Below are 11,875 nucleotides of genomic sequence, written 5' to 3'. Positions count from 1 at the left end.
AGCCCGCCTCAAAACTCGATGCTATCCCTCCCCCTACCAGGGGGAGGCTAGGTGGGGGTAAAACCCCCAAAACTCACTGCGACGACGTCGGCTCGCTATCGTCGATCTCGACCGTAAACGTCTTGGCCAAAATATCTTCTTCCTTGGCCTTGGCCGCCGCAACCGCTTCCGGCCCAGCCAGCGCCTCGTCGATCACGACGCTCGAACCGCCATATTCCATGAAGGCATAAATGCCGTAATCCGACGCGGTGAACGAACCGGCCTTCACATCGGCGATGGCCTTATCGATCATCGGCTCACCATGCCAAAGCGCGCTCGCAAGGATCGTGCCCGGGTAATCCGCCGCCGTATCGATCACATTGCCGATCGCCAGAATGCCGCGTTCCTTGGCCGCATCCGAAACGCCAAACCGCTCCGCATAAAGAATATCCGCGCCCGCATCGACCATGGCGAAAGCGGCTTCCTTGGCCTTCGGCGGATCATACCAGGAGTTGATGAAGCTCACCGAAAAGGTCACGTCCGGATTGACCGACAGCGCGCCCGCCTTGAAGGCGTTCATCAGCCGGTTCACTTCCGGAATGGCATAGCCACCCACCATGCCGATCTTGTTGCTCTCGGTCTTCATGCCCGCGACGATACCCGTCAGGTAGCTCGGCTCGTGGATGAAGTTGTCAAAGGTCGCAAAGTTTGGCTCTGCCGGCGGCAGGCTCGACCCCATCAGGAACGAAATCTCGGGATATTCCGAAGCCACGGCGCGCGCCGGCTGCTCGACACCGAAGGCCTCGCCGACGATCAGGCCCACGCCCTGCTCGGCATATTCGCGCATCACGCGCTCATAGTCGGTGTTGGAGATATTTTCCGAATAGACATATTCGATCTCGCCGCGCTCATCGGCCGCGGTCAGCGCATTGTGCAACCGGCTCGCCCATTGCTGCTCCACCGGCACAGTCCAGATCGCCGCGACCTTGGTCAGGTCCTGCGCAAAGCTCACGCCGCTCATCGCCAGCGCCATGCCGGCTGCCAGCACCGAAACGAACACGCGCCGTCCGGCAACGAATTTCTCTGTCATATCATCCCTCGTGTCGAAAACTTCATCCGGCTTCCCTGCTGCTCATTCTCTGAGCAAGAACCGGTTTCAATGCAAGCGCACAGCATCCGTTGTGCACTCAACTTTAGTGGCTCAAAACCGCGCAAGCTCGCTCCGCACCGTGCCCAGAAACCCTTCGAGCCCGGCTGGCGAAACATTGTTCATGTCATAAAGCGCCAGATATTTCGGCCGCGTCCGGAACGTCGCCCAGCCCCAGCGCATAGCAATTCGCCGCGGCGGATCGCCCATCACGAACGTCCGCCACCGGTTGCCACCATAAGTGGTGACGAAAGCAACCTTCTTGATATTGGTGAGGCACGGCACGAGCCGCCCGCGATCCCCGCCACCCTCCATGATGAAGGACACGCCGGGCACAAACACCCGGTCGAAATACCCTTTCAGGATCGCCGGATACCCATAATTCCAAACCGGATGCACCACGACCAGCGCATCCGCCGCCTGCAACCGATCCGCATAGGGTTTTATAGCCGGCGTCAAATTCCCCGGCACATCATGATAATTCAGCCGCTCTTCCCGCGTCAGAACCGGCGAGAAACCCTCGTCATAAAGGTTGAGCGCATCGACCTCATGCCCCGCGCTCTTCAGCCCCTTGATCGCCGCCCCGTAAAGCGCCCGGTTGAAACTCGTCTCGACCGGATGCGCGTGAATGACATGGACGCGCATCAGGCCGCATGCACCGGATTGAGCCCATCAAAGAGCCAAGCCTTGCCCGAGGAAAAATCGAAGTCCGGATTTTCCCAGGCGATCATCTTGCCCGGATTGAGAATGCCCTTTGGATCAGCCTCTCGCTTGAACGCCAATTGCTTCTGGTCCGTCCGCTTCATCCCGCCTTCTTCGAGCGTGAACCGGTGCGGGTTGAACACGTCGCAGCCATTCTCCTCGTGAATGCGGATGATCTCCTCTAGCCGCTCTTCACTCGTATACCGCACCATCGGCAACCCGGCATATGTCACCAGCCCATCCTGCCGCGTCATCTCGATATGCATCGGCAGTTCGTCGCCGAGCAGCCCAACGATCTTCTTCACATGCTCGATTGTCGGATACCGCGTCTGCAAATAGGTGATCGTCGGATCGACCTTGAGCGCCCGCAGCGTCGTGTGGTTCCAGGCCAGTTCATAGATCGGCGGCAGGCGCTTCAGTTCGTCCTCGCTCGCCTTGTCCGAGCGATAGAGCATCTCGCCCCCATGGTGCGATACGAACAGCGCCAGCGCCTCGACCGAAACCGGCGCCACCATGATCAACACGACCGATTGCCCGTCCTTGATGTAAGGCTTGTGCCGGTTGAAATAGGCCTGCGGAATAGGCGCCGCGCAGGGCGAAAGCTCCTTGAGCAATATCCCATCTTGCTTCGCTAGCTTTTCCGAAAACGCCGCCGCTTCGATGAAATCGTCGAACCCGACCATGACATCGATCCAGTCATGCGCCTCGGTCAGCGGCATTTCCGCTTCGACGATAATGCCATTGGTCCCATAGGCATGCGCGACCTTGAGGATATCCTCGCCCACAAGATCGAGCTCCCGCGGCTCCGCCTCGCAGGTGATGATTTTTAGCCCAAGAATAGACCCCAGCGCCCGCAACCCGCCCCAGCGAATCGAGCCGACCCCGCCCGAGCCACCAGCGATAAACCCGCCAAGCGAAGCCATGCGATAGGTCGAGGGATGAAACCGCAATTCGCCGCCCACAGCGGCCTTGGTCTCATGATCGAGCTTTTCGAGTACCGCCCCCGCCTGCGCCCGAACCCGGTCCTTCTTGATCTCCAGAACCTTATCCATGTTCATAAGGTTGAGCATGGCGCCACCCGAAAGCGGCATGGCCTGCCCATAATTGCCCGTTCCCGCTCCGCGTGGCGTGATCGCCACGCCATGCCTATACGCGGCGCGCAACACGGTTTTGACTTCCTCATTGCTGCGTGGCGAAACCACCACCTCGGCCGCCACATGGTCGAGCTTGGCCTTGAGCACAGGCGAATACCAATAATGGTCGCGGCTGCGCTGCTGCACGATGCGCGGATTGTCTTCTTGCGGAATGTCGCCCAGTTCGGCGCGGAATGCTGCAATGCTCATGCTTGGCCCATCAAGTCGTCGAGTTCACGGTAATCGGGGAGGGTGGTGTCGATCGCCTGTCCGGCGCGGATCACGGTCCGGTCGGCCTGCGGCCGCGACATCAGTTCGGTCCAGCTGCGCCCCTTGAAGAGCACGAGATCAGCCGGCGCCCCTGCCGCCAGCTCACCGGTGTAACCAAATCCGGCAATCGCAGCCGGATCAGCCGAAACTGTCCGCGCCCAGGCAAAAGCCTCGGCCTGCGGATGATCGAAGTGCAAAATCCGCGCGCCTTCGCGAAACACCTCGAACCCGTCGAGATCGCCATAGGCATAAAAGGGGTCGCGCGTATTGTCCGAGGCAATGGCGACTTTTACGCCCGCCGCCTTCAATTCATTGAGCAGCGTCACCCCGCGCCAGCGCGGCGTCCGCACGCCGTCACTATTGTCCCGGTCCTGCAGATACATATTGCACATCGGCAACGACACGACGGCGATCCCCGCCCGCGCCACCTTATCGATCACGCGCTTGGCCGTTTCACTGTCCTGCACCGCCAGCGAACAGCAATGCCCCGCCGCCACCGAGCCGGTAAACCCACTGGCGATAACCGCATCGGCGAGACATTCCAGCGCATTCGCCTGCGGGTCCGGGCTTTCATCGGTATGCAGATCGATATCGAGCCCCAGCTCGCCCGCGATCTCCACCAGTTTCAGCATGATCAGCGGATTGTCCGGATGCACCGCGGTCGATCCGCCCAGAATGCCACCAGCCGCCTTTGTCGCCGTCGCAACTCCCCGAAGCTTCTCCCCATCGAGGATCGTATCCGGCCCCATCAGTCCGGCGCCCTGCAGTTCGATCCGCCCGGCCCAGCGCTCGCGCATGGCCGAAAAAACGTCCCAGGTGATTTCATGCTGCGGTGGCGCCATGTCGAGATGGGTGCGGATCGCCGCCGTGCCATGCGCAAAGGCACAGCGCAGCGAAAAATCCATGCGTCGCTCGACATCGATCGCCGCCCAATTGGCCTCGCGATCGGCGAGCACTGCCTTCAGCGCCCCCATCCAGGTGCCGTCCGGATTTTCTTTCCGCGCCCAGATATGCCCCTTGTCGAGATGCGTGTGCAGATCGACAAAAGCCGGCAACACGATATCGCCGCGCATATCGATCTTCTGCGGCAAAGTCGCCGACCCCGCTTCGCCGATCGTCGCAATTCCGCCATCGGCAATCGTGATATCGACGGTCTTCAATGCACCCGAAGCAGGCTCACCCAACAGCGAAGCCGGCACATTGGCATTGACCACGGCATAATGGCCATCTGCCGGAACCGAAACACTCACAACCCAACCCTCCCACGCAGCAGGCAGTATTCCCTCAACCGCCTTGTCTGCTCAAAGCCTTCATCGAACCCGCAGTGTCCGTTCCCACCCTTTCGCGGGAATGACATCGCGATAGCCTTGAGCGCTCCGGCGATAGTGAGCCACGCTTCACCTCTCCCTCTGGGGGAGAGGTCGGCCCGCAGGGCCGGGTGAGGGGGCCTTTCTCGGGCGAGGTTTTTGCCAAAGGCCCCCTCACCCGCCGCTTCGCGTCGACCTCTCCCCCCAGGGAGAGGTGCCGCGCCCGCCACGCCAATTGGCAAATCCATACCCGGCGGGATCGGCAGCGCCGCGCCCCAGCCCATGAAAATCGCCTGAACCCCCATCTCAGTTCTCCCGCTTCAGTGCACTTTCGTGCCAGCGATGCAGCATCGCCCAGGAGATCAGCGAGGTGAGCGCAAAGATTGCGACACCGGTCATCATCAGCAGCACCAGCGCCGCATAAAGCCGCGGATAATTCAGCCGATAACCGGATTCGAGCAGTCGGAACGCCAGTCCCGACCCCTTGCCAGCCGAACCCGCCGCAAATTCCGCCACCACCGCCGCGATCAGCGACAAGCCCCCACCGATCCGCAGTCCCGCCGCAAAATAGGGCAGGGACGATGGCAGCTTGAGGTGGATCAGCGTCTGCCAGCGGCTCGCGCCATAAAGCTCGAAGAGGTTGAGGAGGTTATGGTCGACGCTTTTAAGGCCCGCGACCATGTTGGAAAGGATCGGAAAGAAAGCCACGACAAAGGCGCAGGTCAGCAGCGCCGATTGCGTATCGGGCATGTAGATGATGAGCAGCGGCGCGATGGCGATCATCGGCGTCACCTGCAGGATCACCGCAAACGGAAACAGCGCCAGCTCGATCCAGCGGCTCTGCACCAGAATGATCGCAAGCCCAACCCCACCGACCAGCGCAATCCCGAGTGCCATGACGGTAATGCGCAGGGTTACCAGCAGCGATGGCGCCAGCGTCCCCCAATCGGTGAAAAGCGCATTCACCACATCGAGCGGCGCCGGCATGATATAGCGCGGCACCTGGTTGATCATGATATGCGCCTGCCAGGCGGCAATCGCCAACAACACCATGAAAACCGGCACGACGATCGAGAGCACGCGCTCGGCGGTGCTCGACCGGCTGATCGGAATGACGACCTGGCTGTCGGTGCCGGCTTCGGTCGAAGCCTTGTCAAAAGAAACGGCGTCGCTCATTTCGCCTGGGCTCCCCGCATGATGGCTTCCTGAAGCGCGCGCGACACCGTGTCGGTCGTCACGCGATATTCTTCCGAAGTGCGATAGTTCTCGTCTCGTACCGCCGAGGTCTCGAGCGGCAGGTCGGCATAGACCTGTCCCGGCCGGGCGCGCATGACGACGATGCGATTGCTCAGAAAGGCGCTCTCGAACACCGAATGCGTCACGAAGATCACTGTGATCCCGGTCTCGCGCCAGAGGCGCAGCACATCGTCGTTGAGTTTTTGCCGCGTGATCTCGTCGAGCGCCGCAAAGGGCTCATCCATCAACAAAAGCTTTGGCTTTGTCACTAGCGCCCGCGCTATCGACACGCGCATCTTCATCCCGCCCGAAAGCTCGCGGGGATAGGACTTGGTGAAATCGGCAAGGCCAACCGAGGCCAGAACTTCCATGATTGCCGGATTGGCATCGGCCTTGGAGACGCCGCGCAGCCGCAGCGGCAGATAGACATTGCCCCAAACCGTCTGCCAGGGCATCAGCGTCGGCTCCTGAAAGACGAAGCCGACATCGCCCTCCGGCAGTCCTTTCTTGCTGATCTGCGAGGATGGCCAGTCGATCGTGCCCGAGCTTGGCGCGCCCAGCCCGGCAATGATGCGCAAGGCGGTGGATTTGCCGCAACCCGAAGGCCCGAGCAGGCTCAAAAACTCGCCGCGCTGCACATCGAGCGACATGTCCTTGAGCGCCAAAGTGCCGTTGGAAAAAAGCTTGCTGACATGCCGCATGGACACGACAAATTTGGAAGTACTCGGTGGCGCCGCTGTCGCTGGCGCGGAAATCGTCAAATCAGTCAAAGTAAATCGCCCACTCTAGGGTCGGAGCGGCGCGGACATCGTGTCCGCGCCGGTGTCGGAACAATTACTTGAAGAGGTCGACGCCAAGGCCCTGGCAGACATATTCAGTCGTATAGGCCTGGGTAATGTCGATCCCGGCTTCGAAGACGCCAGCGGTGACCATCGAGTCGTAAAAAGTCTTCCAGCCGGCATCGGTCATGCAGCCGATCCCCTTGGTTTCGGCATCGCCGGAGACGGCGATCCCATATTCCTTCATCTTCTCGATGCCATAGGCGATCTGGTCGTCCGTCATTTCCGGATTGTCGGACTTGATCAGGTCGTTGGCGGCTTTGTTGTCGCCATAAAGATAGTTGGACCAGCCGATGATCGTCGCTTCAACGAAGCGCTTGGCAATATCCGGGTGCTCGTCGACCCATGGCTTCATTGCTTCGATCGTGGTCGAGTAAGGCGCATAGCCACTGTCGGCGAGCAGCCATACGTCGGGCGCAAAATCGGCCTCGCGTTCGATGGCCAGCGGCTCCGAGGTCAGGTAACCCTGCTGGATCGCCATGTCGTCGGCTAGAAACGACGCCGGATTGAACTGGTAGGGCTCATATTTTTCGTCGACGAATTCGGGCCATTGCGACTTCATCCAGGTGAAATAGCCGCTAAAGCCATCGGCGCTGAGGATGTATTTTGAGGCACCAGCCAGTTCCGGAAAGCTCGCGAACTTGCCCGGATGCGACATCAGGATCTGCGGATCTTTCTGGAAGATCGCGGCCAACGTGATCGTCGGAATGCCTTCCTTGACCGCGTTGATCGCGCCCGTCGCGCCGCCCATGTAGAATTGCACCTGACCCGAAACCAGCATCGGCCGACCCGGCGATTGCGGCCCGCCTTGCATGATGGTCACATCGAGCCCGTACTTTTCATAAGTGCCGTCGGCGATCGCTTGGTAGTAGCCACCATGTTCCGCCTGAGCGAGCCAATTGGTCGCGAAGGTGACCTTGTCCAATTCCTGGGCCGAAACCTGCGTGGCGGCAAAGGCCATGGCGGCCAGAATGGTCGTCTTGAGTGTTGCGTGCATCTGCTGCGTTCCCTTGCTCCGATCGTTGCGGAGCTGATTGATTGGGCGATCTCCTTCACCCTGCGCCCACCCTTCCGCACTTGGCTGCAGATGAAAACCCAAAAAATAGGCAGCTTAAGTGAATGCCTGCTATGCGTGCAATTTATGTCTGAAAGGGCTGGTCAAGCGCTTTACCTTTGGCTTAGCATTCGCCTCGCAAGCTTTGGATAACCATGACCACCGTCCTAGACCCGACCGATATCCATCCGCCTTTCGCGCCCTATAGCCACGGCATCGTCGTCCCGCCCGGCCAGCGTCTCGTCTTCTGCTCCGGCCAATTGGGCATCGCCGCTGATAAAACCGTCCCGCCCGATTGCGCAGGTCAGACCAAGCTCTGCTTCGACAACATCGCGGCTATCCTCCGCGAAGCCGGCCTCGGCCTTCAACACATCATCCGCATCAATGCCTATGTCACCGGCCGCGAGCATCTCCCCCACTATATGGGCGTCCGCAATGCGCTCTTTGCCGCTCCCTATCCCGCCTCGACCCTGATGATCGTCTCCGGCTTCGCCCGGCCCGAATTCGTCATCGAGATCGAAGTCATCGCCGCCGGCCCAGCCTGAGGAATTCTATGATGCGCAAAATCTGGTGGACCGATTTCTCGGCGAGCGAATTCGAAGGGCTCGACCCTATGAAGACCATCGCCATCCTGCCCATCGCGGCGGTCGAGCAGCATGGTCCGCACCTGCCGGTCGGCACGGACAGCATAATCAACGCTTCCATGCTTTCGATGTTAACGGAATGTTGCCCGAACGACCTCGATATCCGCATCCTGCCAGTGCAGCAGATCGGCAAATCCAACGAGCACATTTGGGCCAAGGGCACCATCACCCACACGGCCACCAACCTCATCGACGCCTGGACCCAGATCGGTCTCGAAGTCGCCCGCGCCGGGGTTAAGAAGTTGATTTTCATCAACTCTCACGGCGGCAACGAAGAAATCATGGGCATCGTCGCCCGCGAACTCCGCGTCCGCGCCGGCATGCTCGCCGTCAAAAGCGGCTGGCGGTTCACCCCACCGGGCGTTTTGAGCGACCTTGAGCGCCGCCACGGCATCCACGGCGGGGACGCCGAGACCTCGCTCATCCTCCACTTCAAACCGCACCTTGTCGACATGTCGAAAGCGGAGAATTTTGTCTCTACCGCAGCGCGAGACGAGCAGCAATTTCAATATCTTAGGCCAACAGGCGCGTTCGGTCACACCTATGCCTGGATCGCCTCGGACATAAACCCATCCGGCGCCGTCGGCGACGCTTCCCTCGCCACCGCCGAGAAGGGGAAAATCATCGCCGAAGCAAATGTCGCCGGCATGATCGAAGTCCTCAGAGAGATCGAAGCCATGCCTCTCCCCGGCACGCGATAGAGCTAAACCTCTGGCACCCAACGCTCTTTTTCATTGAGCACAAACCGCGGCGACCGCAACGGCGCAACAATCCGGTCGCGCCACGCCGCCAGCGGCTCCTCCCAATGCCGCCCCTGCAACATCGCGCAGCCGATCGCCACCGGCTCGATCTCCGCCTTCGCCAAAAGCCGCAAAACCGCGCCCATCGACTGGCCCGAGCTGATCACATCATCCACCACCGCAACCCGTTTACCCCGCAAAAGCGGCAGCATACGGGGATCGATATAGAGCGTCTTGGCTGCGGTCGGGCTGGTGATCGATTTCATTGGCTCCGAGAGGTCATCGCGGTACCAAAATTTCCGCGACGTCCCGAGCGGCACCATCCGCGTATGCCCCAGCCGCCGCGCCACATTGGACGCCAGTGGCAAGCCAAGTGTCGGCACGCCAATGATAAATTCCGGCGCCTTCGCTCGCAGCAGCATGACAAGGGCCGCTGCCAAACCGTCCTCAACGGTAAAACTCGCCTGGTTCAAGATCAGCGAAGAGACGGCCGATTTGCCATCACCCGGCAGCACCCGTAGCGGCAAGCAGAGCTGCCGCCCGTCCGCCAGCTCCGCGGGATAAAAGCCCAGATGACCATACGCCGGGCTGGGATCGAAACTGCCTGGCGCGGCAAAAGCCTGCCAGAATTCATGCGGCTCAAAACTCGCGCCAAGTCCTTGATTCATCGGTGTGTAACCCGCAAGCTATGTCTCTCAATTCTATCGCAAGACGGTAAGGCCAATGCAATCGGGCAGCAACGATCCCTTCGAACTCGAAGCCATGACCGCGCTGCGTCGCGACCTCCACGCTCACCCCGAACTCGGCTTCGAAGAGCTCCGCACCAGCGCCATCGTCGCGGAAAAGCTCAGTGAAGCGGGCATCGAAGTCCATCGCGGCCTCGGTAAAACTGGTATTGTCGGCACACTCAAGATCGGCACCGGCACCCGCCGCATTGCCCTGCGCGCGGACATGGATGCGCTTGCCATGCCCGAGCTTGCCGACCGTCCTTATAAGTCGGAAACGCCCAACACCATGCATGCCTGCGGTCATGATGGCCACACCGTCATGCTTCTCGCCGCCGCCCGCCATCTCGCCCGCACGCGCAATTTTTCCGGCACCGTCCACTTCATCTTCCAGCCTGCCGAAGAGGGCAGGGGCGGCGCCAAGGCCATGCTGGACCAAGGCTTTTTGCAACTGTTTCCCGTGGACGCTGTCTACGGTCTCCACAATATGCCCGGCCTCGCGACCGATGAAATGGCTGTGGTCGCCGGCCCGCAATTGGCATCATCGGACAGCTGGACCGTGACCTTCACCGGCATCGGAACCCACGGCGCCAAGCCCCATCTCGGCCGCGATGCCATAACCGCCGCCGGCCATTTTCTCGCCGCCATCCACACCATCGTCGCCCGCGTTGTCGACCCACTCCAGCCCGCCGTGATCAGCGCCTGCGCGCTCGACGCCGGTGACTTCAAGGCTCTCAACGTCATCCCCGACACGGTGCGCATCGGCGGAACTGCCCGGGCCTATACGCCTGAGGTGCGCGATCAGCTCGAAAAGGAAATCGGCCTTGTAGCTCAAGGCATTGCGGCCACCTTTGGCATCGAAGCCGACTACAATTTTGTCCGCCGCATCCCGCCTGTGGTCAATCACCCCGACGCGACACAGCGCGCTCTCCGCGCCGCCGCCGCCGCAACAGGCCGCCCCGTCGTCACCGACTTTCCGCCATCCACCGCTGGCGATGACTTTGCCTTCTTCAGCGCCGAAGTCCCCGGCGCCTATGTCTGGCTCGGCAATGGCCCCGCCGTCGATGGCGCGCTGCATCACAATTCGCGCTATGATTTCAACGACGAAGCGATCCTGACTGGAGCGCGCTTTTGGACGACGCTCGTCGAACAGGAACTCCCGGTCTGATCAGACAAAACCGGTCCGCAACAGCGCCAGAGCGCGCTCTGCGTCCACGCCCAGCGCGACGTTGACCAGCGATCCGCGCTTGTCCACAAGCAGTCGGCCGGCATCCGGTGGCTCGCCGAGATCGACATCGAGCGCCAGCTTTTCCAGCCTGAAAATGTCGGGCTCAAGCGCGAGGAGCATCACGCACGGGTCGTGCAGGGCCCGACTTTGCCGGCCATCCTGCATATATTGTCCCAGGACTTCGCGCGCCAATGTACCATGCGGCGTGTCCGGCAGCGCCTCGACATAGGCCAATTGCGCCCGAACTTTTCGGGTTACGTCGAGCGGCACGACCGTCACTTTGGCGCCGCTGCCGAGCACCACCGACACTGCCTCCGGGTCGGTCGCAAAATTGAACTCGGAATTCGGCCCCGAATTGCCTGGCTCATTGAGCGTCCCGCCCATGACGATGATCTCGCCAATCAGGCCGACGACCTCGGGATGTTCGGTCACGAGATGCGCGATATTGGTCAGCGGTCCCAGCGCCAGAATGTCGATGCTGCCGGGCTCTGCCACGGCCAAGGTCGAGGCAATCCAGGCCGAAGCGCCGTCAGATGCGGGAGCCAAAGGCTCGGGCAGGGTGATACCCTTGAGCCCATCCGCGCCATGTACAATGGCGATGATGTCCTGCTGCTCGCGCGTCAGCGGCACATCGGAACCGCGGATAACCGGGATATCACCACGCTCCATAACGGCCAGCAGGCCGCCTGCATTCAGCGTTGTCCGATCAAGTCCGATATTGCCGCCGACCGTGGTCAGCCCAAGCACCTCGAAGCGACCGCACCCCAAAGCGAACAGAATGGCCAGGGCATCGTCGAGGCCGGGATCGGTGTCGATGATAACGCGCTTCTTCATGATCGCACCATTTAACCACCGCACCGCGCTTTGCGCG

The 11,875-nt window shown here is 61.0% G+C and carries 12 protein-coding genes; 3 read left to right on the top strand and 9 right to left on the bottom strand.

Translation table 11 applies throughout. The features are described from left to right. Positions 1-73: 73 nt before the first annotated feature. From DevBK_RS08130 to DevBK_RS08100, 7 genes are all read right to left on the bottom strand, one after another. Complete coding sequence (locus DevBK_RS08130; protein WP_317185079.1) at positions 74-1,069, bottom strand: BMP family protein; 996 nt, start codon at positions 1,067-1,069, stop codon at positions 74-76. 111 nt (positions 1,070-1,180) lie between these two features. Continuing rightward, entirely contained in the window at positions 1,181-1,771 is a 591-nt protein-coding gene (locus tag DevBK_RS08125) for an NAD(P)H-dependent oxidoreductase (RefSeq protein WP_317185078.1), read from the bottom strand. Further along, the gene (locus DevBK_RS08120) at positions 1,771-3,171 is read right to left on the bottom strand and encodes an FAD-binding oxidoreductase (RefSeq protein ID WP_317185077.1); all 1,401 of its coding nucleotides are present in this window, start codon (positions 3,169-3,171) and stop codon (positions 1,771-1,773) included. Before DevBK_RS08120 ends, DevBK_RS08125 begins: the two co-directional genes overlap by 1 nt. Continuing rightward, positions 3,168-4,481 carry a cytosine deaminase gene (locus DevBK_RS08115; RefSeq protein WP_317185076.1) on the bottom strand — a complete coding sequence of 438 codons (1,314 nt, stop codon included), beginning with the start codon at positions 4,479-4,481 and terminating at the stop codon, positions 3,168-3,170. Before DevBK_RS08115 ends, DevBK_RS08120 begins: the two co-directional genes overlap by 4 nt. A gap of 363 nt (positions 4,482-4,844) precedes the next feature. Next, a complete protein-coding gene (locus tag DevBK_RS08110; protein WP_082511511.1) occupies positions 4,845-5,714 on the bottom strand; it encodes an ABC transporter permease in 870 nt (289 codons plus the stop codon). Next, positions 5,711-6,475 carry an ABC transporter ATP-binding protein gene (locus tag DevBK_RS08105; protein ID WP_317185603.1) on the bottom strand — a complete coding sequence of 255 codons (765 nt, stop codon included), beginning with the start codon at positions 6,473-6,475 and terminating at the stop codon, positions 5,711-5,713. Before DevBK_RS08105 ends, DevBK_RS08110 begins: the two co-directional genes overlap by 4 nt. Before the next feature lie 133 nt (positions 6,476-6,608). Beyond that, complete coding sequence (locus DevBK_RS08100; protein WP_317185075.1) at positions 6,609-7,610, bottom strand: ABC transporter substrate-binding protein; 1,002 nt, start codon at positions 7,608-7,610, stop codon at positions 6,609-6,611. A gap of 212 nt (positions 7,611-7,822) precedes the next feature. On the opposite strand from DevBK_RS08100, the gene DevBK_RS08095 reads away from it, so the two are divergent. Together DevBK_RS08095 and DevBK_RS08090 are read left to right on the top strand one after the other, a co-directional pair. Continuing rightward, a complete protein-coding gene (locus DevBK_RS08095; protein WP_317185074.1) occupies positions 7,823-8,212 on the top strand; it encodes a RidA family protein in 390 nt (129 codons plus the stop codon). Positions 8,213-8,220: 8 nt separating this feature from the next. Continuing rightward, complete coding sequence (locus DevBK_RS08090) at positions 8,221-9,012, top strand: creatininase family protein (RefSeq protein WP_317185073.1); 792 nt, start codon at positions 8,221-8,223, stop codon at positions 9,010-9,012. Positions 9,013-9,014: 2 nt separating this feature from the next. On the opposite strand, the gene DevBK_RS08085 is transcribed toward DevBK_RS08090, so the two are convergent. Next, positions 9,015-9,719 carry a phosphoribosyltransferase gene (locus DevBK_RS08085; RefSeq protein ID WP_317185072.1) on the bottom strand — a complete coding sequence of 235 codons (705 nt, stop codon included), beginning with the start codon at positions 9,717-9,719 and terminating at the stop codon, positions 9,015-9,017. Positions 9,720-9,774: 55 nt separating this feature from the next. Here DevBK_RS08085 and DevBK_RS08080 point away from each other — a divergent pair, with 55 nt between their 5' ends. Continuing rightward, the gene (locus tag DevBK_RS08080) at positions 9,775-10,944 is read left to right on the top strand and encodes a M20 aminoacylase family protein (RefSeq protein ID WP_317185071.1); all 1,170 of its coding nucleotides are present in this window, start codon (positions 9,775-9,777) and stop codon (positions 10,942-10,944) included. Here the strand turns inward: DevBK_RS08080 and DevBK_RS08075 are convergent, their stop codons facing one another. Further along, complete coding sequence (locus DevBK_RS08075) at positions 10,945-11,838, bottom strand: nucleoside hydrolase (RefSeq protein ID WP_317185070.1); 894 nt, start codon at positions 11,836-11,838, stop codon at positions 10,945-10,947. Between the last annotated feature and the right edge of the window lie 37 nt (positions 11,839-11,875).

It is taken from the genome of Devosia sp. BK (assembly GCF_032907385.1).
Lineage (GTDB): Bacteria > Pseudomonadota > Alphaproteobacteria > Rhizobiales > Devosiaceae > Devosia.
This window is presented reverse-complemented; position numbering and strand designations above follow the sequence as displayed.

What these genes read in the sequence shown, in the direction of transcription:
- DevBK_RS08130 (WP_317185079.1), bottom strand. Translation starts at nt 1,069, where the DNA reads ATGACAGAGAAATTCGTTGCCGGACGGCGCGTGTTCGTTTCGGTGCTG.
- DevBK_RS08125 (WP_317185078.1), bottom strand. Translation starts at nt 1,771, where the DNA reads ATGCGCGTCCATGTCATTCACGCGCATCCGGTCGAGACGAGTTTCAAC.
- DevBK_RS08120 (WP_317185077.1), bottom strand. Translation starts at nt 3,171, where the DNA reads ATGAGCATTGCAGCATTCCGCGCCGAACTGGGCGACATTCCGCAAGAA.
- DevBK_RS08110 (WP_082511511.1), bottom strand. Translation starts at nt 5,714, where the DNA reads ATGAGCGACGCCGTTTCTTTTGACAAGGCTTCGACCGAAGCCGGCACC.
- DevBK_RS08105 (WP_317185603.1), bottom strand. Translation starts at nt 6,475, where the DNA reads ATGCGGCATGTCAGCAAGCTTTTTTCCAACGGCACTTTGGCGCTCAAG.
- DevBK_RS08100 (WP_317185075.1), bottom strand. Translation starts at nt 7,610, where the DNA reads ATGCACGCAACACTCAAGACGACCATTCTGGCCGCCATGGCCTTTGCC.
- DevBK_RS08095 (WP_317185074.1), top strand. Translation starts at nt 7,823, where the DNA reads ATGACCACCGTCCTAGACCCGACCGATATCCATCCGCCTTTCGCGCCC.
- DevBK_RS08090 (WP_317185073.1), top strand. Translation starts at nt 8,221, where the DNA reads ATGATGCGCAAAATCTGGTGGACCGATTTCTCGGCGAGCGAATTCGAA.
- DevBK_RS08085 (WP_317185072.1), bottom strand. Translation starts at nt 9,719, where the DNA reads ATGAATCAAGGACTTGGCGCGAGTTTTGAGCCGCATGAATTCTGGCAG.
- DevBK_RS08080 (WP_317185071.1), top strand. Translation starts at nt 9,775, where the DNA reads ATGCAATCGGGCAGCAACGATCCCTTCGAACTCGAAGCCATGACCGCG.
- DevBK_RS08075 (WP_317185070.1), bottom strand. Translation starts at nt 11,838, where the DNA reads ATGAAGAAGCGCGTTATCATCGACACCGATCCCGGCCTCGACGATGCC.